The organism is Pseudomonas sp. NFXW11 (genome assembly GCF_049887815.1).
Taxonomy (GTDB): Bacteria; Pseudomonadota; Gammaproteobacteria; order Pseudomonadales; family Pseudomonadaceae; genus Aquipseudomonas.
Map to the genome: position 1 here is coordinate 148,638 of NZ_JAGEKI010000005.1, position 21,000 is coordinate 169,637.

Below are 21,000 nucleotides of genomic sequence, written 5' to 3' on the forward strand. Positions count from 1 at the left end.
CAAGCCGGCTCCTACATGGACGGGGTAGGAGCGGCCTTGCCAGCGCAAGCGGGTGTCAGGAGTAACGCAACGCCTGCGCCGGCTCGACCTTGGACGCACGCCAGGCCGGATACACAGTTGCCAGGAAGCTCAGGACGAACCCGGCACCGCAGATCAGGGCCACGTCCCCACCCTGCAGCTCGGAAGGCAGGTTACTGACGAAGTACACGTCGGAGCTGAAGATCTGCTGGCCGCTGATGCGTTCCAGCCAGCCCACCAACTCACTCACGTTCAACGCCGCGATCACTCCCAGCACGCCACCGATCAAGGTGCCGACTATGCCGATCACCGTGCCCTGGACCATGAAGATCGCCATCACCTGGCGCGGTGTGGCGCCGATGGTGCGCAGGATCGCGATGTCCGCGCCCTTGTCGTTCACCACCATGATCAGGGTGGCGATGATATTGAACGCCGCCACCGCCACGATCATCAGCAGCAACAGGCCGATCATGGTCTTTTCCATCTTCATCGCACTGAACAGGCTGCCCTGGGTGTGGGTCCAGTCGTCCGCGCGGAAGTCCGTGCCCAGGCCCTTGGCGATAGCCGCGGAAACCTGAGGCGCGGCATACAGGTCCTTGACCGCCAGGCGCACGCTCTGCACCTGGTTGGGCTGCCAGTGCTGCATCTCGGCGGCATCGGCGACATGGATCAGGCCCATGGAGCCGTCCAGCTCGGCGCCGACCTTGAACACCCCCACCACATTCAGACGCTGCATGCGCGGGGTGATGCCCCCTGGTGCAGTGCTGACCTCGGGCACGATCAGGGTCAGCTTGTCGCCGACATTCAGGCGAAAACGCCGGGCGGTGATCTCACCGATCACCACGCCGAACTCGCCAGGTTTCAGGTCCTGCAGGCGGCCCTGGACAATATGCTGGGCCACGATCGAGACCTTGCCCTCCTGGGCCGGGTCGATGCCGCTGATCTGGATCGGTTGCATCGCGCCCTTGTAGGAGAGCATGCCTTCCATCTCGGTGAAGGGCACTGCCGCGGTAACTTCCGGGTTCTTCAGGGCCGCAGCGGCCACCGGCTGCCAGTCGTCGATGGGCTTGACCCCGACGATAGTGGCATGGGGCACCATGCCGAGGATGCGCGAGCTCATTTCCCGCTGGAAGCCGTTCATCACCGACAGCACCACGATCATCGCCAGCACGCCCAGGGCAAGGCCGATCATCGAGGTCATGGAAATAAACGAGACAAAGCGGTTGCGCCGCTTGGCCCGGGTGTAGCGCGTGCCGATAAAGATCGATAAGGGTCGGAACATGGGCAAGGCACCCTGGAAAAATTAATGACCCGGCGCCGGCGAACCTTCGCCAGCGCCGCGTGCGGTCGCCTCAGATGGCGACCAGGTGACCTTCTTGCAGGTGCAGTACGCGGTCCATTTGCCGGGCCAGGTGCATGTCGTGGGTCACCACCAGGAACGCCGTGCGCATCGAGGTGCTGAGCTCCAGCATCAGGTCCTGGATCCCCTGGGCGGTGTGCGAGTCGAGGTTGCCGGTGGGCTCGTCGAGCATCACCAGCCCCGGCTGGTTCACCAGGGCCCGGGCAATGGCCACCCGCTGGCGCTCGCCGCCGGACAATTCAGCCGGCTTGTGCTCCAGGCGATGACCGAGGCCGACGCGCTGCAACAGCGCAGTGGCCCGCTGACGGGCCTCCGGGATCGGCGTGCGGCCGATCAGCAGCGGCATGCAGACGTTCTCCAGGGCAGTGAACTCCGGCAGCAAATGGTGGAACTGGTAGACGAAGCCCAGGGCGCGGTTGCGCAACTGGCCGCGGGCCTTCTCGCCCAGCGCCGAGAGCTCCTCGCCGGCCAGCCAGACACTGCCCTTGGACGGTGTATCGAGGCCGCCCAGCAGGTTGAGCAAGGTGCTCTTGCCCGAACCGGAGGTGCCGACAATGGCCACCCGCTCGCCCGGGTGCAGCTCCAGTTGCAGGCCGGACAGCACCACCACGGATTCCGGGCCTTCCTCGTAGGATTTGCCCAGGTCGCGGCAGCTCAGGATTGCTTTATCACTCATGCCCAACTCACTCATAACGTAGCGCCTCCGCAGGCTGGGTGCGCGCCGCGCGCCAGGCCGGATACAGGGTGGCGAGGAAACTCAGGACCAACGCCGCGCCGCAGACCATCAACACGTCCTCGGCCATCAGTTGCGAAGGCAGGTAGTCGATGAAGTACACGTCGGCATTGAGGAACTTGTGGCCGATCAGGCCTTCGAGGGCAGAGATCGCGGCGCTGACATTCAGCGCGGCGAGCATCCCCAGTACGGCACCGATCAGGGTGCCGACCACGCCGATCACCGTGCCCTGGACCATGAAGATCGCCATGATGGTGCCCGGCGTGGCGCCCAGGGTGCGGAGGATGGCGATATCGCCTTTCTTGTCGTTCACCACCATCACCAGGGTCGAGATGATATTGAACGCGGCCACCGCGACGATCAGCAGCAGCAACAGGCCGATCATGGCTTTTTCCATGCGGATGGCCTGGTACAGGTTGCCGTGGGTACGGGTCCAGTCGCGGGCGTAGAAGTGGTTCTCGCCCAGCTGCTGGGCAATTTCCCAGGCGGTGCGCGGGGCCTGGAACAGGTCATCGAATTTCAGCCGCAGGCCTTGTACCTGGTCAGGCTTCCAGCGATGCAGGCGGCCCAGGTCCTGAAGATTGGTCAGCCCCAGGTAGCCGTCGATCTCGCCGGCACCGACATGGAAGATGCCGACCACGGTAAAGCGCTTCATCCGCGGGAACATGCCGGCCGGGGTCACCGTGACTTCCGGGGCGACGAAGGTCAGCTTGTCCCCCAGGCCGACGCCCAGCTTGGCAGCCGCCTTGTCGCCGATGACGATGCCGAAGCTGCCGGGCGCCAGGGCATCCAGCTGACCTTGCTGCATGAAGTGATCGATGATCGACACCTGCCGCTCCTGCGCCGGGTCGATGGCATTGAGCAGCACCTTCTGCACCTGGCCGTTGTTGGTCAACAGGCCCTGCATCTGGGTGAAGGGCGCCACCGCCAGCACTTTCGGGTTCTGCTTGACCTTGTCGGCCAGGCCTTGCCAGTCGCTGATGGGTTCGCCGGATTCGAGGGTGGCGTGGGGCACCATGCCCAGCACGCGAGTGCGCATCTCATGATCGAAGCCGTTCATCACCGACAGCACCACGATCATCACGATCACGCCAAGGGCGAGACCGATCATCGAGGTCAGGGAAATGAATGACACAAAATGATTGCGACGCTTTGCACGGGTGTAACGCGTGCCGATAAAAGCAAACAGAGGTCTGAACATGTCGGGGCTTGTGCAGAGGAAAAGAAGACGTCCTTGTGGCGGGGCCTGGTAAGCAGCTTTACACTCAGACCACTGCCTCTACCATGGGTTCGCCATGTCGACATTAGATGAAGAAGATCGCCGCGAATACTACCGTATCGAGGACGCGATCGCACTGGAAATTAGCCCCTTGTCCGCCCATGACGCGGCGCACAGGGAAGTGTTGCTGGATGATTCCCCGCTGTTCAATCTGCTCAGCGAATTGCACCTGAGTGAGTTCGAATCCCAGCACCTGTTGCGCCAGGTCAGCGAGCGTGATCGCACCCTGGCCAGCTACCTCAAGGCCATGAACAAGCGCATCGACCTGCTCAGCCAGGTGGTGGCCCAGACCGTGTATGGCCAGTTCGGCGAGCCACAACGGGTGATTCTCTCCGAAGGCGGCATCGAGTTCAGCCATCACCAGAGCTACCCCAGCGGCAGCCACCTGGCGGTGAAACTGCTGCTGATGCCCCAGGCCCTGGGCCTGCTGCTGCGCGCCCGGGTCACCCACTGCGAACCCCAGGGCTTCGGCAACTTCGAGATCGGCACCGAGTTCGAAGCCTTGACCGACGCCCAGCGTCAGCTGCTGGCGCGCTATATCCTGCAAAAACAGGCTCAGCAACGACGCCTGGCTCGAGAGCAGGACGACCCCGCCGCCAGCTAGGCAGCACGCCCGACCCTCTCTTAAGGAACGACATCCGTGAAGGAGCAATTGTGACCCTGATCTACGGCCATCGCGGCGCCAAAGGCGAAGCACCGGAAAATACCCTGACCAGCTTCCAGCAGTGCCTCAAGCACGGCGTACGCCGTTGCGAACTGGACCTGCACCTGTCCATGGACGGCGAGCTGATGGTGATTCACGACCCGACCCTCAAGCGCACCACGGACCGGCGCGGCAAGGTGGTGGAGCACAGCGCCGCCGAGCTGGTGACCTACGACGCGCGCAAGGGCGGCCCGGGCTGGGTCAACCCCTGCCCCATCCCGCGCCTGGAAGAACTGTTCGAGCAATGCGCCTTCGAGCACTGGCAGCTGGAGGTCAAGAGCGCCTCGCGCACTCGCGCCGCCACCACGGTGCTGGCGATCCGCGAACTGGCCCAGCGTTTCGGCCTGCTGGACAAGGTCACCGTGACCTCAAGCTCGCGGGAAGTGCTCAAGGCCGCGGTCGAACTGACCCCGGACCTGTCCCGCGGGTTGGTAGCCGAATACGCCTGGCTCGACCCCTTGAAGGTCGCCCAGAGCTATGGCTGCGAGATGCTGGCGTTGAACTGGACCCTGTGCACCCCAGAGCGCCTGCAACGGGCGCAGCGCCAGGGCTTGCATGTGTCGGTGTGGACAGTCAACGAACCCGCGCTGATGCGCAGGCTCGCCGACTTCGGCGTAGATAGCCTGATTACAGACTTTCCCGGTTTGGCCAGCACCACCCTCGAGAATTACTGAAATCGGTCTCCCCGGCCGGCTCAGGCCACCGGCCGGAGCCGCTCAAAAAAGCCGGTTGAGGCCGTCGTACGCCGCTACCCGATAGGCTTCGGCCATGGTCGGGTAGTTGAAGGTGGTGTTGACGAAGTACTTCAGGGTATTGAACTCGCCAGGCTGGTTCATGATCGCCTGACCGATGTGGACAATCTCCGAAGCCTGGTAACCGAAGCAGTGCACGCCGAGCACTTCCAGGGTTTCACGGTGGAACAGGATCTTCAGCATGCCTTGCGGCTCACCGGCGATCTGCGCCCGGGCCATGCCCTTGAAGAACGCCTTGCCCACTTCGTAGGGCACCTTGGCCTGGGTCAGTTCCTGCTCGTTCTTACCGATGGAGCTGATCTCGGGAATGGTGTAGATCCCGGTCGGCACATCGTTGACGAAGCGCCAGCTGCCGTTGTCGACAATGCTGCCAGCGGCGGAGCGTCCCTGGTCGTGGGCGGCACTGGCCAGGCTTGGCCAGCCGATCACGTCACCGGCACCGTAGATGTTCGGCACGCAGGTGCGATAGTTCTCGTCCACCTCGATCTGGCCACGGCTGTTGACCTTGATGCCGATGTTCTCCATGCCCAGCTTGTCGGTGTTGCCGGTACGGCCGTTGCACCAGAGCAAGGCGTCGGCCTTGATCTTCTTGCCCGACTTGAGGTGCAGGATCACGCCGTTGTCGAGGCCTTCGACCCGCTCGTAGTCCTCGTTGTGGCGCACGGTAATGTTGTTGTTGCTGAAGTGGTAGCTCAGGGCCTGGGAGATTTCCGAATCGAGGAAGCTCAGCAGTTGGCCACGGTTGTCCACCAGTTCCACCAGCACCCCGAGGCCGCTGAAGATCGATGCGTATTCGCAACCGATGACCCCGGCGCCGTAGACGATGAGTTTGCGCGGGGTATGACCGAGGCTGAGAATGGTGTCGCTATCGTAGATACGCGGGTGGTTGAAATCGATGTCCGCCGGGCGATAGGGCCGCGAGCCGGTGGCGATGATGATGTGCTTGGCCACCAGTTTTTCCACCACGCCATTGGCGCACACCACTTCCACGGTCTGCTCGTCGGCGAAGCTGCCGGTGCCGAAGAACACATCGACCCGATTGCGCGCGTAGTAGCCGGTGCGCGAAGCCACCTGCTTGGCGATGACCTTCTCGGCGCTCTTGAGCACGTCCGGGAAGGAGAACCAGCGCGGCTCGCCGATGGCCCGGAACATCGGGTTGGTGTTGAACTGCATGATCTGCCGGACCGAGTGACGCAGGGCCTTGGACGGGATGGTCCCCAGGTGAGTGCAGTTACCGCCGACCTGGCGACGGCTATCGACCATCGCCACCTTGCGTCCTGCTTTCGCGGCGTTCATTGCCGCACCTTCTCCAGCGGGGCCTGAACCCAGCACCACTACGTCGTAGTTGTAGACAGCCATGCGTACTCCTCAGAACAGGCCGCGATGCGCTTCTGGCATCGACGGCTAAATCACGCCGCGGCCAGCGGCATGAAGGATCAATTTGGCTCGGTGACGAACCCGGGCACAGTCTATAGAAGCGTCAACGCCGCGCACATTAACCCTTGGTCGCGTCGTAGGCTACTTTTGCCTGCACTACCGCGTTCGCCAGCGCGCCCGCTTATTGTTTTGGCCCGGCCAACAGTGCATCGAACGCCGGAGTGCTGCGTGTGACGAAACCTGTATCGGCATGCATCACAAAAAATCCGGCGATGGCGTGTTTTTCCGCGTAATCCCACCCCACTTCAGGGCCGAGAATCAGCAACAGCGTCGATAAGCCATCGGCCATCAGCGTCGAAGGATGAATCACCGTCACTGCGGCCAGCTTGTGGGTGATAGGCCTGCCGGTGCGGGCATCGAAGGTGTGGGAATAGCGCTGGCCGTCCTGTTCGAAATAGTTACGGTAGTCGCCGGAAGTGGAAACGCCATAGCCGTCCAGGGCGATCACCCGCTCTGCTACTTGCCGATCGTCCCGGGGCTCCTCCAGGGCAATGCGCCAGGGCGAGCCATCGGGCTTGCGCCCCACTGCCTTGAGCTCACCGGTGGCCTCGGCGAGAAAACTCCTCACCCCAAGCTGGGTGAGCCTCTCGGCGATGCGCTCCACGGCGTAACCGGCGGCGATGCTGTTGAAGTCCACCTCCACCGCGGCGTCCTTGCACAGTTCTACACCCTCGATGCGCAGGTGCTGGTAGCCAACCCGCTGCCGCACCTCGGCCAGGGCGGTAGCACTCGGCACCTGCTCCGTGCGCCCCTGCGGACCGAAGCCCCAGAGATCCAGCAGCGGTTCCACCGTCAGGTCGAAGGCACCATCGCTGTCCCGGGACAACTGCTCGCCGACCCGCACCAGTTGCAGCACCGGCTCGGGCATGGGCTGGCAACTGTTGCCCGGCAGGGCATTGAAGCGCTCGATAGCCGAATCGCTGCGATAGGTGGACATCTGCACATCGACTTCGGCCAGGATGCCCTCGACCTCGGCCTTGACCTGCTCCACCGCCGGCCCCTTGGCCGCACGCACGTACTGCACGGAATAGCGGCTGCCCATGGTCGGCCCGGAAAAGCTCTCCAGGCGATCACCACCACAGCCGCTCAACAGCCAGCCGATTCCACACCACAGGCACCAGCGCCAGCGTTCATTGCGCAACAAGCTGCTCTCCCCGGATCAGGCTCTGCACAGGGCCGACGGGCCGAGCGCGCGCCATTATGCGACAGACGGACAATGCCGCGCGCCCTCCTCCTCTCTCTTGCCAGCCACCAAACCGCGAGCTAGAGCCATGGCGGCCACATCAAGAGTTTTAGTTGCCTGATCACTCACACACACATATTGTTACAAAACTGCTCAGCGTGCAGCCTCGTGCCCCGCCTTAGCAGTGAGGGACGCATAACGACCAGGGATTGCTAACAAGACAGCCAAAGTGAGTGAAAAAATGTCCACGACCACGGGCAAAGGCAAGGCGATATTTCGCGTTGTCAGCGGCAACTTCCTCGAGATGTTCGACTTCATGGTCTATGGCTTCTACGCCACGGCGATCGCCAAGACCTTCTTTCCTGCCGACAGTGCCTTCGCCTCGCTGATGCTGTCCCTGGCGACCTTCGGCGCCGGTTTCCTGATGCGCCCCCTGGGGGCGATCTTCCTCGGCGCCTACATCGACCGTCACGGCCGTCGCCAGGGTCTGATCATCACCCTGGCGCTGATGGCCGCAGGCACGGTGCTGATTGCCTGCGTACCGGGCTACGCCACCCTGGGCGTTGCCGCGCCACTGCTGGTGCTGGCCGGGCGACTGCTGCAGGGCTTCTCCGCCGGAGTGGAACTGGGCGGCGTATCGGTCTATCTGGCCGAAATATCGACCCCGGGCCGCAAGGGTTTCTTCGTCAGTTGGCAATCGGCCAGCCAGCAGGCCGCGGTGGTTTTCGCCGGGTTGCTGGGGGTGGGCCTGAACCACTGGCTGAGCCCCGAGCAGATGGGCGACTGGGGCTGGCGCGTACCGTTCCTGGTGGGCTGCATGATTGTCCCGGCGATCTTCATCATCCGCCGCTCGCTGGAAGAAACCCCGGAGTTCCAGGCGCGCAAGCACCGTCCTTCGCTGCAGGAAATCGTCCGTTCCATCGGCCAGAACTTCGGCATAGTGATCGCCGGCATGGCCCTGGTGGTGATGACCACCGTGTCTTTCTACCTGATCACCGCCTACACCCCGACCTTCGGCAAAGCCGAGTTACACCTGTCGGACTTCGACTCGCTGCTGGTGACCGTGTGCATCGGCCTGTCGAACTTCTTCTGGCTGCCGGTGATGGGCTCGCTGTCGGACCGCATCGGTCGCAAGCCACTGCTGCTGGGCGCCACCATCCTGGCGATCCTTACCGCTTACCCGGCACTGTCCTGGCTGGTGGCCAACCCGAGTTTCAGCCACCTGCTGATCGTCGAGCTGTGGCTGTCGTTCCTCTATGGCTCGTATAACGGCGCCATGGTGGTGGCCCTGACCGAGATCATGCCGGTGGAAGTGCGCACCACCGGTTTCTCCCTGGCCTACAGCCTGGCCACCGCGACCTTTGGCGGCTTCACCCCGGCGGCCTGCACCTACCTGATCCACATCCTGGGCAACCAGGCGGCGCCAGGCATCTGGCTCAGTGGCGCAGCAGTGCTGGGGCTGATCGCCACCCTGGTGCTGTTCCGCGGCAATCGCCACGAACTGCGCACCGCGCAAGCGGCTGGTGGTATCTGATACAAGGCTTCGCCGGCAGCGACTCCAAGAATGCAGGCCAGCAACAAAAACGCCCCGACAAGTCGGGGCGTTTTTTATTGCGGGTCGCTTAGCGCGGGAAAGCTGGCGGGTTGACCCCGGCCATCTCTTCCATCACCCGCACTACCTGGCAGCTGTAACCGAACTCGTTGTCGTACCAGACGTACAGCACAACGCGGTTATCGTTGCAGATGGTGGCTTCGGCATCGACCACACCGGCGTGGCGGGAACCGACGAAGTCGGTGGACACCACTTCCTGGGAGCTGACGAAGTCGATCTGCTTGTGCAGGTCCGAGTGCATGGCGATCTGGCGCAGGTACTCGTTGATCTCCTCGCGGTTGGTGGCCTTCTCCAGGTTCAGGTTGAGAATGGCCATCGACACGTTCGGCGTCGGCACACGAATGGCGTTGCCGGTCAGCTTGCCCTTGAGCACTGGCAGCGCCTTGGCAGCGGCGGTGGCGGCACCGGTCTCGGTGATCACCATGTTCAGCGGCGCCGAGCGGCCACGACGGCTGCCCTTGTGGAAGTTGTCGATCAGGTTCTGGTCGTTGGTGAACGAGTGAACGGTTTCAACGTGGCCATTGACGATGCCGTACTGGTCATTCACGGCCTTGAGCACCGGCACGATGGCGTTGGTGGTGCAGGAGGCGGCGGAGATGATCTTGTCGTCAGCGGCGATTTCACCGTGGTTGATGCCGTGCACGATGTTCTTCAGCGCGCCCTTGCCAGGTGCGGTCAGAACCACGCGGGCAGCGCCCGGGCAGGCCAGGTGCTGGGCCAGGCCGTCGGCGTCACGCCATACACCGGTATTGTCGACGATCAGCGCATCCTGGATGCCGTACTGGGTGTAGTCGATTTCACTCGGGCTCTTGGCGTAGATCACCTGGATCAGGTTGCCGTTGGCGGTGATGGTGTTGTTGGCTTCATCGATGGTGATGGTGCCGTTGAACGAACCGTGCACCGAGTCGCGACGCAGCAGGCTGGCGCGCTTGGTCAGGTCGTTGTCGGCACCCTTGCGCACCACGATGGCGCGCAGACGCAGGCCGTCGCCACCACCGGTTTTCTCGATCAGGATGCGTGCCAGCAGGCGGCCGATACGACCGAAGCCGTACAGCACCACGTCAGTACCCTTGCGGGCCGAAGTGTTCTGCTGACCCACGACGTCGGCCAGTTCGTCACGCACGAACTGCTCGGCGCTGCGGCCATTGCCCTCGGCCTTGAATTTGCCAGCCAGCTTGCCCAGGTCCACCGAGGCGGCGCCGAGCTTGAGCTCGCTCATGGCTTTGAGCAGTGGGAAAGTTTCATGTACGGACAATTCCGCGTCATCGGACTGACGATGGCGAGCAAAGCGGTGGGCTTTGAGAATCGCGATGACGGACTGGTTGATCAGGCTGCGGCCATAGATCGAGCTCACCACATTGTTATTGCGGTAAAGCTGACCGATAAGCGGAATCATCGCTTCTGCGAGTGCTTCTCGATCGATCCATTCACCAAGACACTGGTCGGGCTTCTGAGTCACGGGAACCTTCCACATGTAGGGACAGAAAAAAGGGGCTACATTATGCCGCCCAGTTTCTGCTCTAGCAATGCGCGCCTGTCGTGCAAAAGCCTAGAAAAAACCCTTGCAAAAAAATATCACCTCGCTGGAAGCCAGTAAAACCGGGGCCTCCAGCACCGTCAATTTTTTGAACAAGACCCGCGACTATCTGTAACCCTCCGTAACACCGGTACAATTTGGCACTACATTTTCACCGCAAAAACGCATTTTGTTGTGATTACCACTACATTTGCCCTAACCAGCGGAATAGACGCATCAGCCACTGACAGTGACTATCGCGCACCGTTACAATTACCGACTTTGTCGCAACGCTTGGAGCTTGACCGTCCGTGCCCGTCCTGCGTCTACCGCTACTCCCCGCCGCCGCCGGTAAACAGCATTGGGGCAACCTGCCCGGTGCCGCCCTGAGCCTGGCCATCGCCGAAGCCGCCAGTGCGGCCAAGCGTTTCACCCTCCTGCTGACCGCCGACAGCCAAAGCGCCGACCGGCTGGAGCAGGAGCTGAGCTTCTTCGCCCCGGATCTGCCGGTGCTGCATTTTCCCGATTGGGAAACCCTGCCCTACGACCTGTTCTCGCCGCACCAGGACATCATTTCCCAGCGCATCGCCAGCCTCTACCGGCTGCCGGAACTGGAGCATGGCGTGCTGGTGGTGCCCATCACCACTGCCCTGCACCGCCTGGCGCCAACCCAGTACCTGCTGGGCAGCAGCCTGGTGCTGGATGTGGGCCAGAAGCTCGATGTGGAGCAGATGCGCACGCGCCTGGAAGCCAGCGGCTATCGCTATGTGGACACGGTCTACGAACACGGCGAGTTCACCGTGCGCGGCGCGCTGATCGACCTGTTCCCCATGGGCAGCAAGCTGCCCTATCGCATCGACTTGTTCGATGACGAAATCGAGACCCTGCGCACCTTCGACCCGGAGAACCAGCGCTCCATCGACAAAGTGGATTCGGTACGCCTGCTGCCGGCCAAGGAATTCCCCCTGCAGAAAGAAGCGGTGACCCGCTTCAAGGCGCGCTTTCGCGAGCGCTTCGACGTGGACTTCCGCCGCTGCCCGATCTTCCAGGACCTGAGCAGCGGCATCACCCCGGCGGGTATCGAGTACTACCTGCCACTGTTCTTCGAAGAAACCTCGAGCCTGTTCGACTACCTGCCCCAGGACACCCAGGTGTTCTCCCTGCCAGGCATCGAGCAGGCCGCGGAAAACTTCTGGAACGATGTGCGCAACCGTTATGAAGAACGCCGCATCGACCCGGCACGGCCCCTGCTGCCTCCGACAGAGCTGTTCCTGCCGGTGGAAGACTGCTTCGCCCGGCTGAAAAGCTGGCCGCGGGTGGTGGCCAGCCAGCAGGACATCGAGACCGGCGTGGGGCGTGAGCGCTTCCCGGCCCAGGCGCTGCCCAACCTGGCCATCGAGGCCAAGGCTAACCAGCCGCTGGCGGCACTCTCGGGCTTTCTCGAGCAGTTCCCCGGGCGAGTGCTGTTCACCGCCGAATCCGCCGGCCGCCGGGAGGTGCTGCTGGAGTTGCTGGAGCGCCTCAAGCTGCGGCCCAAGACCGTCGACAACTGGCCGGATTTCGTCGCCAGCAAGGAACGCCTGGCGATCACCATCGCCCCGCTGGACGACGGCCTGCTGCTGGAAAGCCCAGCCCTGGCCCTGGTGGCCGAAAGCCCGCTGTTCGGCCAGCGCGTGATGCAGCGCCGGCGCCGGGAAAAACGCGCCGACGCCAACAACGATGCGGTGATCAAGAACCTCACCGAACTGCGTGAAGGCGCGCCCGTGGTGCATATCGACCACGGCGTCGGCCGCTACCTGGGCCTGGCCACCCTGGAAATCGACAACCAGGTCGCGGAGTTCCTCACCCTGGCCTACGCCGAGGGTGCCAAGCTCTACGTGCCGGTGGCCAACCTGCACCTGATTGCCCGCTACACCGGCAGCGACGATGCCCTGGCGCCGCTGCACCGATTGGGCTCGGAAACCTGGCAGAAAGCCAAGCGCAAGGCCGCCGAACAGGTGCGCGACGTGGCCGCCGAGCTGTTGGATATCTACGCCCGCCGCGCTGCCCGCGAAGGTTATGCCTTCGCCGACCCCAAGGCCGATTACGCCACCTTCAGCGCCGGCTTCCCTTTCGAGGAAACCCCCGACCAGCAGAGCACCATCGAAGCGGTGCGCGAGGACATGCTCTCGCCCAAGCCCATGGACCGCCTGGTGTGCGGCGACGTCGGCTTCGGCAAGACCGAGGTGGCCATGCGCGCGGCCTTTATCGCCGTGCACGGCGGCCGACAGGTGGCGATCCTGGTGCCCACCACCCTGCTCGCCCAGCAGCACTACAACAGCTTCCGCGATCGCTTCGCCGACTGGCCGGTGACTGTGGAAGTGATGAGCCGCTTCAAGTCGGCCAAGGAAGTCAATGCCGCAGTGGCCGACCTCGCCGAGGGCAAGATCGACATCGTCATCGGCACCCACAAGCTGTTGCAGGACGATGTGAAGATCAAGAACCTGGGCCTGGTGATCATCGATGAAGAGCACCGTTTCGGCGTGCGCCAGAAGGAGCGGCTCAAGGCCCTGCGCAGCGAAGTGGACATCCTCACCCTGACCGCCACGCCGATCCCGCGGACCCTGAACATGGCGGTCTCGGGCATGCGCGACCTGTCGATCATCGCCACCCCGCCGGCGCGGCGCCTGTCGGTGCGCACCTTTGTCATGGAGCAGAACAAGAGTACGGTGAAAGAAGCCCTGCTGCGCGAACTGCTGCGCGGCGGCCAGGTGTACTACCTGCACAACGACGTGAAGACCATCGAGAAATGCGCCGCCGACCTCGCCGAACTGGTGCCGGAAGCACGAATCGGCATCGGCCACGGGCAGATGCGCGAACGCGAACTCGAACAGGTGATGAGCGACTTCTACCACAAGCGCTTCAACGTGCTGATCGCCTCGACCATCATCGAGACCGGGATCGACGTGCCCAGCGCCAACACCATCATCATCGAGCGCGCCGACAAATTCGGCCTGGCCCAGTTGCACCAGCTGCGCGGCCGGGTCGGGCGCAGCCACCACCAGGCCTACGCCTACCTGCTGACGCCACCGCGCCAGCAAGTGACCGCCGATGCCGAGAAGCGCCTGGAAGCCATCGCCAACACCCAGGACCTGGGGGCCGGTTTCGTCCTGGCCACCAACGACCTGGAGATCCGCGGCGCCGGCGAACTGCTGGGCGACGGCCAGAGCGGGCAGATCCAGGCCGTGGGCTTCACCCTTTATATGGAGATGCTCGAACGCGCGGTGAAAGCCATCCGCAAGGGTGAGCAGCCGAACCTCGACCAGCCCCTGGGCGGCGGCCCGGAAATCAACCTGCGCCTGCCGGCACTGATTCCCGAGGATTACCTGCCGGACGTCCACGCCCGGTTGATTCTCTACAAGCGTATTGCCTCGGCCACCGACGAGGACGGCCTCAAGGACCTGCAGGTGGAGATGATCGACCGCTTCGGCCTGCTGCCGGAACCGACCAAGAACCTGGTGCGCTTGACCCTGCTCAAGCTCCAGGCCGAACAGCTGGGGATCAAGAAGATCGACGGTGGCCCGCAAGGCGGTCGCATCGAGTTCGCCGCCGATACTCCGGTGGACCCGCTGGCACTGATCAAGCTGATCCAGGGCCAGCCCAAACGCTACAAGTTCGAAGGCGCGACCCAGTTCAAGTTCATGGTGCCGATGGAGCGGCCGGAAGAGCGCTTTAATACAGTGGAGGCGCTGTTCGAGCGCCTCACCCCGAAATCTGCTTGAAGGACGCCCCATGCGCCTGTTTCGCTCCCTGACCCTGCTTCTGGCCCTGGTCGCGCCAATGGCTCTGGCCGATGACCTGTACCAGGTGGAAATGATCCTGGTTCGGCAGAATGCCGAGCCACCGATCCTCAGTCGCACTGCACCGGAAGACTGGGCCGCCGGCGCCCAGCATCTGCGCCCCGAGAGCCAGCGCACCCCGGCCCTGGGGCCGATCGTGGACAAGCTCGGCGCCAGCGGCAACTACAGCGTGCTGCTGCACCGGGCCTGGCAACAGACCCTGGGTGAAACCCCGGTCAAGGTCGCCCTCAGCGACGGCCCGGAACAGTTTGGCCAGTTCCCCATCGAAGGCACCCTGGCCCTGACCCTCGGCCGCTTCACCGATGTGCAGGCGAACTTCTGGATCAACCAGATCGACGGCAATGGCCTGGTCACCCGCAGCGAGCACCTGCAGCAGCAAAGCCACACCAAGAACGGCCAGCTCAACTACCTGGATAACGGCCACCTGGCACTGCTGATCAAGATCACTTCGCTCACCGCACCGGCGCCGCGCCCAGCGCCTACCGAAGTAGCGGACTGATCGAAGTCCCTATGACCCCGCCCCTGACCAAACCCCTGGCTCCGTCCTGGGTCAACCGCTTCAAGGAACAAGCCTTGGAGCGTGGCCGGCGTTATGCCGCAGAAAAACGCGTGCGCATCGTCAGCGCTGGAGACAGCGCTATCAACGCCAGCTGCGAGGGCTCCGGCGGCAATGTCTACCGGCAGACCATCAGCCTGCGCGAGTCGAGCAAGGGCAACTTGCTGTTGATCGACAGCCACTGCACCTGCCCGGTGCACAGCAACTGCAAGCACATCGCCGCGGTGCTGCTACAGGTGGAAGAAACCCTGGCCTACCCGGCTGCCGCCAAGGACGCCGAGCTGCTGGAGAAACTCTCGGCAGTCCTCGACAGTCGCCGCCCTGCCGCCGCCCCTGTGCAACTGCTGGAAGATGTACAGCCCGTGCCGCGCCTGTGGCTGGCCAGCGTCGAGTTCAGCGCCTTCGAACCGCGCAACGGCAAGATGCAACGCTATATCCAGCACCGCGCCGCGCTGTCGTTCAACTACCTGGGCGACTACGCCAGTGGGCAGAAGAATGCCGACCTGATCATCCGCCAGGATCAGCAGAGCCTGCGGATCAAGCGCCAGACCGAACAGGAACAGGCCTGGCGCGAGCAACTGCGCAACCTGGGCTTCAAGATCGCCACCCGCCAGAGCAAGGCGCTGCCGGAAAGCGCCGGCGAGCTGTTCGAGATGGTCAATGACAGTGCCTGGCTGACCTTCACCCTCAACGAGCTGCCCAAGCTGCGCCAGCAAGGCTGGGAACTGCAGATCGACGAGGGTTTCGGTTTCGACCTGACGACCGTGGACGACTGGTATGCCAGTGTCGACGAGGCCCCCGGGCGCGACTGGTTCGACCTGGAACTGGGAATCATCGTCAATGGCGAGCGCCTGAGCCTGCTGCCGATCTTGCTCAACCTGATGCGCTCGCACACCGAGATCCTCAATCCGGAACGCCTGGCTCGCCGCCGCGACGACGAATTGATCCTGGTGAATATCCCCAACCGCCCCAATTCCCAGTACGGCCCCTTGCAAGTGGCGCTGCCTTACGGCCGGCTGAAACCGGTGCTGGCGACCCTGGGCGAGTTCTATCTGCAGGAAGCAGGCGATATCGCCCTGCGCCTGAGCAGTGCCGACGCCACCCGCCTCAACCCCCTGGAAGAGCTGCCATTGCTCTGGGAGGGCGGCGAGCATATCCGCAGTTTCGCCCAGCGCCTGCGGGATATCCGGGATTACTCGGCACCCGCACCGCAGGGCTTGAATGCCACCCTGCGCCCCTATCAGCTGGAAGGTCTGAGCTGGATGCAGTCCCTGCGCCAACTGGAAGTGGGCGGCGTGCTGGCCGACGACATGGGCCTGGGCAAGACCCTGCAGACCCTGGCGCATATCCTCAGCGAAAAGAACGCCGGCCGCCTGGACCGCCCGTGCATGGTGGTGATGCCCACCAGCCTGATTCCCAACTGGCTGGACGAGGCAGCGCACTTCACCCCGGGGCTCAAGGTCCTGGCCTTGTACGGTGCCGGGCGCAAGAAGCATTTCGCACAACTGGCCGACTACGACCTGCTGCTGACCACCTACGCCCTGCTGCCCAAGGACATCGAGCTGCTGGCCGCGCAGCCCTTGCATGTGCTGATCCTGGATGAGGCGCAGTACATCAAGAATCCGTCGAGCAAGGCCGCCCAGGCCGCGCGCCAGCTCAATGCCCGGCAGCGCCTGTGCCTGTCCGGCACACCGCTGGAGAATCACCTGGGAGAGCTCTGGTCGCTGTTCCACTTCCTGCTGCCCGGCTGGCTCGGCGATGCCAAGAGCTTCAACCGCGACTACCGGGTGCCCATCGAAAAACACGCCAGCGATGTGCGCCTGCAACACCTCAATGGGCGCATCAAGCCCTTTCTGCTGCGTCGCACCAAGGAGCAGGTGGCCACCGAGCTGCCGCCCAAGACCGAGATCATCCACTGGGTCGAGCTCAACGACGCGCAGCGCGATGTCTACGAGACCATGCGCCTGGCCATGGACAAGAAGGTGCGCGACGAGATCACCCGCAAGGGCGTGGCCCGCAGCCAGATCATCATTCTCGAAGCGCTGCTCAAGCTGCGCCAGGTGTGCTGTGACCTGCGCCTGGTCAACGACTCAGCGCCGGCCAAGGGCAGCTCCTCGGGCAAGCTCGACAGCCTGATGGAGATGCTCGAGGAACTGTTCGACGAGGGGCGACGGATTCTGCTGTTCTCGCAATTCACCTCGATGCTGAGCCTGATCGAGGCCGAGCTACAACAACGCAAGATCGCCTACGCCCTGCTCACCGGACAGACCCGGGACCGGCGCACGCCAGTGCGGGATTTCCAGAGCGGCAAGCTGCAAATCTTCCTGATCAGCCTCAAGGCCGGTGGTGTCGGCCTCAACCTGACCGAGGCCGATACGGTGATTCACTACGACCCCTGGTGGAACCCGGCGACCGAGAGCCAGGCCACCGACCGCGCCTACCGTATCGGCCAGGAGAAGCCGGTGTTCGTCTACAAGCTGATTGCCCGGGGCACGGTGGAAGAGAAGATCCAGCACCTGCAGCAGGAGAAGTCGGATCTGGCGGCGGGTGTGCTGGATGGACGCCAGGCCGGAGACTGGAAGTTGCAGAGCGAGGATATCGAGGCGCTGTTCGCGCCGCTGCCGGAAAACCAGACAGGCCGCTGAGGCGGCCTGTCCAAGGTTGGCAAAAGCATCCTATCAGTCGATCAACTGCGCCGCCCGGAGCGCGCCCAGGGCAGCCAGCCAGCGTGGGTCCTGCTTGTATTCCAGGTTGGCGAAGGCCTGGCCACGCATCCGCGCGATCCGTGGCGATGGCTGTACCTTGAGACGCTGCGCTGCGCTCAGGGCCAGCTCGGCGGCAGCCCGGTCGTTGCACACCAGGCCCATGTCGCAACCGGCGCTCAGGGCCGCCTCGATACGGCTCGCCGCATCTCCCACCACATGGGCGCCGGCCATGGACAGGTCATCGCTGAAGATCACACCGTCAAATTGCAGCTCGCCCCGCAAGATCTCCTGCAGCCAGCGCCGGGAGAAACCGGCGGGCTGCGCATCGACCTGCGGGTAGATCACATGGGCCGGCATCACCGCGGCCAACTGCTTGCTCAAGCGGGCGAAGGGCAGCAGGTCCTTGGCGCGGATCTGTTCCAGGCTGCGCTCGTCGTTGGGGATCGCCACATGGGAGTCCGCTTCGGCCCAGCCATGGCCGGGGAAATGCTTGCCGGTGGCGGCCATGCCCGCGCTATTCATCCCGCGGATAAAGGCCCCGGCCAGCAGCGCCGCGCGCTCGGGGTCGCCCTCGAAGGACCGACTGCCCACCACCGCACTGCGCTGGTGATCGAGATCCAGGACGGGGGCGAAGCTCAGGTCCAGACCCACCGCCAGCACTTCGGTGGCCATGACCCAACCACATTGCTCGGCCAGGTACTCGGCATTCGGGTTGTCGGCCAGGGCGCGCATGGCCGGCAGGCGGACAAAGCCCTGGCGCAGGCGCTGCACCCGGCCACCTTCCTGGTCCACGGCCAGCAGCAGGTCCGGGCGTATTGCCCGGATCGCCGCGCAGAGCTCGCGCACCTGCTGCGAATGCTCGATATTGCGAGCGAAGATGATCAGCCCGCCCACCTCAGGTTGACGCAACAGTTGGCGGTCTTCGGCCGTCAGCCAGGTACCGGCGACGTCCACCATCAAGGAGCCTTGCAAGCCAGCGGTCATAGCATTTCCTTAAACAGGGATCCCCGGCCCTTCAACCATGGCAACCCGCAAATGCGGAGCGCGCCGCATCGCCACAAAAGCAGCGGCAACCGGCGGCGTCGACGAGAAAAAGGCACGGAGGAAAAAAACAGAATCGGCATGGGCGGCTAGCTTAGCGGATGTAAGCTGTCGCGCCCACCCGTGAGATCAGGCCTTGGCGACCGCCGGGGCCGACTTGCTGCGAGGCTTGAGCTGGGCGCTGGCCATGGTTTCGTCGGTGACGCCGGTTTCGGCACGCATGCCCGCGGCCAGGAACGGCACCATCAGCCGCATCACCTGCTCGATGGAGGTATTGACCCCGAAATCGGTCTCGGCGATGGCCCGCAGCGCCTTGATCCCGGACATGCTGAACGCCGCCGCACCAAGCATGAAGTGCACGCGCCAGAACAGCTCGATGGGCGGGATACGCGGCGCTGCTTCATTGACCAGCAGCATGTAGCGGCGGAACACCTTGCCGTACATGTCTTCCAGATAACGTCGCAAGTGGCCCTGGCTCTGGCTAAAGGCCAAGCCCAGCAGGCGCATGAAAATCGACAGGTCGTTACCGCTGCGTGGCTGCACCACTAGCGCCTGTTCGACGAGGATTTCCAGCAGTTCCTCCAGGCTCGGCTTGCTCTCCGGCTTGGCTTGGCGCCGCTCCAGCTCGCGATCGAGGCTGATGCAGAACGGCCCGAGGAAGCGCGAGAACACCGCCTGGATCAGGGCTTTCTTGGAGCCGAAATGATAGTTGACCGCCGCCAGGTTGACCCCGGCCTTGCTGGTAATCAGCCGCAACGAGGTTTCGGCAAAACCTTTTTCCGCGAACAACTGCTCGGCAGCATCGAGAATGCGTTCAACGGTTTCCGACTGGGCCATGGCTACTCCGCCTGACAAACACTTGTTTGAAACATACGTTTCAGGCTCCGCAATGTCAAGCCTGCCGGCCTCTGCACAGGCCATCCGGCGCGCTATTTAATCACACCTGCCGGTCTCTGTAGCCTGCCGCCCCAGTGGATTGCGCGTGTCGGGCGAGAACCCTTCGCTCACCCGGGATAAAACGAGGATTGCCAAGCGACGTTCACTGTATATAATTCCAGTCACTGTATAAAAAGACAGAGCGATCGACATGCTAAAACTGACGCCACGCCAAGCTGAGATTCTGGCTTTTATCAAACGTTGCCTTGAAGACAACGGCTACCCGCCCACCCGCGCCGAAATCGCCCAGGAGCTGGGCTTCAAGTCGCCCAACGCCGCCGAAGAACACCTCAAGGCCCTGGCCCGCAAGGGCGCCATCGAGATGACCCCCGGCGCCTCCCGCGGCATCCGCATCCCCGGCTTCGAAGCCAAGAACGACGACACCCTGCCGATCATCGGCCGCGTAGCTGCCGGCGCGCCGATCCTGGCCCAGCAGCACATCGAGGAGTCCTGCAACATCAACCCTGCCTTCTTCCACCCGCGCGCCGACTACCTGCTGCGGGTGAACGGCATGAGCATGAAGGACATCGGCATCTTCGACGGCGACCTGTTGGCGGTACATACCACTCGCGAGGCCCGCAACGGCCAGGTAGTGGTTGCGCGCATTGGCGACGAAGTCACGGTCAAGCGCTTCAAGCGCGAAGGCAGCAAGGTCTGGCTGATCGCCGAAAACCCCGAGTTCGCCCCTATCGAAGTCAACCTGAAAGATCAGGAGCTGGTGATCGAAGGCTTGAGCGTTGGCGTCATTCGCCGCTAAAGGAGGCTCCATGCAGTTCCCCCACACCCCACAGCAAGCACAACTGCCACTGTTCGAGGCATTCCTGGCCCAGCCATTGGCGCCAGCCCTCAAGGAAGTGGTCGAGTCGCCCTGGAACAAAGCGCCAGAAGCGTTCAGCGAACTGTCGCTACGCGGTGCCACCGGGAACTGCCTGAACCTTCTGGCGCCCATCCTCAGGGAGCTGAGCCAGGATCAGGACGCCCGCTGGCTGACCCTGATCGCGCCGCCTTCCAGCCTGACCCAAAGCTGGCTGCGGGACGCCGGCCTGAACCGCGAACGCATCCTGCTGCTGCACCCCCGCGGCAACCAGAGCCCGCAGCAACTGACCTGCGAAGCCTTGCGCCTGGGTCGCAGCCATACCGTGGTCAGCTGGTTGAGCCCATTGAGCAGTAGTGCCCGGCAACAGCTGATCAGCGCCGCACGTACGGGCGATGCGCAAAGCTTGAATATTCGCCTGGGATAAACACCGGGAGTTGACTGGAAATACGCGACTGATGACTCAAGGCTTCTCCAGGATTGAGAAGCCGATACAAATACGACGAATGACCGGAA

Annotated in this window: 16 protein-coding genes; 8 read left to right on the forward strand and 8 right to left on the reverse strand. The window is 63.4% G+C overall.

The window, feature by feature from the left end:
• Positions 1–55 precede the first annotated feature (55 nt).
• The 3 genes from J4P02_RS10205 to J4P02_RS10215 all read right to left on the reverse strand — a co-directional run bounded on the left by J4P02_RS10205 (position 56) and on the right by J4P02_RS10215 (position 3,312).
• Positions 56–1,300, reverse strand: coding sequence for a lipoprotein-releasing ABC transporter permease subunit (locus J4P02_RS10205; RefSeq protein ID WP_426189687.1), 1,245 nt, complete (start codon positions 1,298–1,300; stop codon positions 56–58).
• 70 nt (positions 1,301–1,370) lie between these two features.
• Positions 1,371–2,054, reverse strand: coding sequence for a lipoprotein-releasing ABC transporter ATP-binding protein LolD (gene lolD, locus J4P02_RS10210; RefSeq protein WP_426189689.1), 684 nt, complete (start codon positions 2,052–2,054; stop codon positions 1,371–1,373).
• Between the two features lie 7 nt (positions 2,055–2,061).
• The gene (locus J4P02_RS10215; protein ID WP_426189691.1) at positions 2,062–3,312 is read right to left on the reverse strand and encodes a lipoprotein-releasing ABC transporter permease subunit; all 1,251 of its coding nucleotides are present in this window, start codon (positions 3,310–3,312) and stop codon (positions 2,062–2,064) included.
• A gap of 94 nt (positions 3,313–3,406) precedes the next feature.
• Between J4P02_RS10215 and J4P02_RS10220 the strand changes: the two genes are divergently transcribed.
• Positions 3,407–3,994: a PilZ domain-containing protein gene (locus tag J4P02_RS10220; protein ID WP_426189693.1), complete on the forward strand. Its 588-nt coding sequence runs from the start codon at positions 3,407–3,409 to the stop codon at positions 3,992–3,994.
• Positions 3,995–4,044: 50 nt separating this feature from the next.
• Positions 4,045–4,767, forward strand: coding sequence for a glycerophosphodiester phosphodiesterase (locus J4P02_RS10225; RefSeq protein ID WP_426189695.1), 723 nt, complete (start codon positions 4,045–4,047; stop codon positions 4,765–4,767).
• A 42-nt stretch (positions 4,768–4,809) separates the two neighbouring features.
• Here the strand turns inward: J4P02_RS10225 and sthA are convergent, their stop codons facing one another.
• Both sthA and J4P02_RS10235 read right to left on the reverse strand, forming a co-directional pair.
• Entirely contained in the window at positions 4,810–6,204 is a 1,395-nt protein-coding gene (gene sthA / locus J4P02_RS10230) for a Si-specific NAD(P)(+) transhydrogenase (RefSeq protein ID WP_426189697.1), read from the reverse strand.
• A 199-nt stretch (positions 6,205–6,403) separates the two neighbouring features.
• Positions 6,404–7,324, reverse strand: a complete 921-nt coding sequence (locus J4P02_RS10235) for an FAD:protein FMN transferase (protein WP_426189988.1) — start codon at positions 7,322–7,324, stop codon at positions 6,404–6,406.
• 382 nt (positions 7,325–7,706) lie between these two features.
• Between J4P02_RS10235 and J4P02_RS10240 the strand changes: the two genes are divergently transcribed.
• Positions 7,707–8,999: an MFS transporter gene (locus tag J4P02_RS10240; protein ID WP_426189699.1), complete on the forward strand. Its 1,293-nt coding sequence runs from the start codon at positions 7,707–7,709 to the stop codon at positions 8,997–8,999.
• Between the two features lie 88 nt (positions 9,000–9,087).
• On the opposite strand, the gene J4P02_RS10245 is transcribed toward J4P02_RS10240, so the two are convergent.
• Positions 9,088–10,551, reverse strand: coding sequence for a glyceraldehyde-3-phosphate dehydrogenase (locus tag J4P02_RS10245; RefSeq protein WP_426189701.1), 1,464 nt, complete (start codon positions 10,549–10,551; stop codon positions 9,088–9,090).
• 353 nt (positions 10,552–10,904) lie between these two features.
• Here J4P02_RS10245 and mfd point away from each other — a divergent pair, with 353 nt between their 5' ends.
• Genes mfd through J4P02_RS10260 form a run of 3 tightly spaced genes read left to right on the forward strand, consistent with a single transcriptional unit; the run spans position 10,905 to position 17,633 of the window.
• Positions 10,905–14,354: a transcription-repair coupling factor gene (mfd, locus tag J4P02_RS10250; RefSeq protein WP_426189703.1), complete on the forward strand. Its 3,450-nt coding sequence runs from the start codon at positions 10,905–10,907 to the stop codon at positions 14,352–14,354.
• A gap of 10 nt (positions 14,355–14,364) precedes the next feature.
• Positions 14,365–14,931, forward strand: a complete 567-nt coding sequence (locus tag J4P02_RS10255; RefSeq protein ID WP_426189705.1) for a CsiV family protein — start codon at positions 14,365–14,367, stop codon at positions 14,929–14,931.
• 11 nt (positions 14,932–14,942) lie between these two features.
• The gene (locus tag J4P02_RS10260) at positions 14,943–17,633 is read left to right on the forward strand and encodes an SNF2-related protein (RefSeq protein WP_426189707.1); all 2,691 of its coding nucleotides are present in this window, start codon (positions 14,943–14,945) and stop codon (positions 17,631–17,633) included.
• Between the two features lie 33 nt (positions 17,634–17,666).
• Here J4P02_RS10260 and nagZ read toward each other — a convergent pair whose 3' ends face one another.
• Positions 17,667–18,665 carry a beta-N-acetylhexosaminidase gene (nagZ, locus tag J4P02_RS10265; protein WP_426189990.1) on the reverse strand — a complete coding sequence of 333 codons (999 nt, stop codon included), beginning with the start codon at positions 18,663–18,665 and terminating at the stop codon, positions 17,667–17,669.
• Between the two features lie 198 nt (positions 18,666–18,863).
• Positions 18,864–19,571, reverse strand: coding sequence for a TetR/AcrR family transcriptional regulator (locus J4P02_RS10270; protein ID WP_426189709.1), 708 nt, complete (start codon positions 19,569–19,571; stop codon positions 18,864–18,866).
• Between the two features lie 250 nt (positions 19,572–19,821).
• Here J4P02_RS10270 and lexA point away from each other — a divergent pair, with 250 nt between their 5' ends.
• Both lexA and sulA read left to right on the forward strand, forming a co-directional pair.
• The gene (lexA, locus tag J4P02_RS10275) at positions 19,822–20,427 is read left to right on the forward strand and encodes a transcriptional repressor LexA (protein WP_426189711.1); all 606 of its coding nucleotides are present in this window, start codon (positions 19,822–19,824) and stop codon (positions 20,425–20,427) included.
• 10 nt (positions 20,428–20,437) lie between these two features.
• Positions 20,438–20,911, forward strand: coding sequence for an SOS-induced cell division inhibitor SulA (sulA, locus tag J4P02_RS10280; protein ID WP_426189713.1), 474 nt, complete (start codon positions 20,438–20,440; stop codon positions 20,909–20,911).
• The last annotated feature ends 89 nt before the right edge of the window (positions 20,912–21,000 follow it).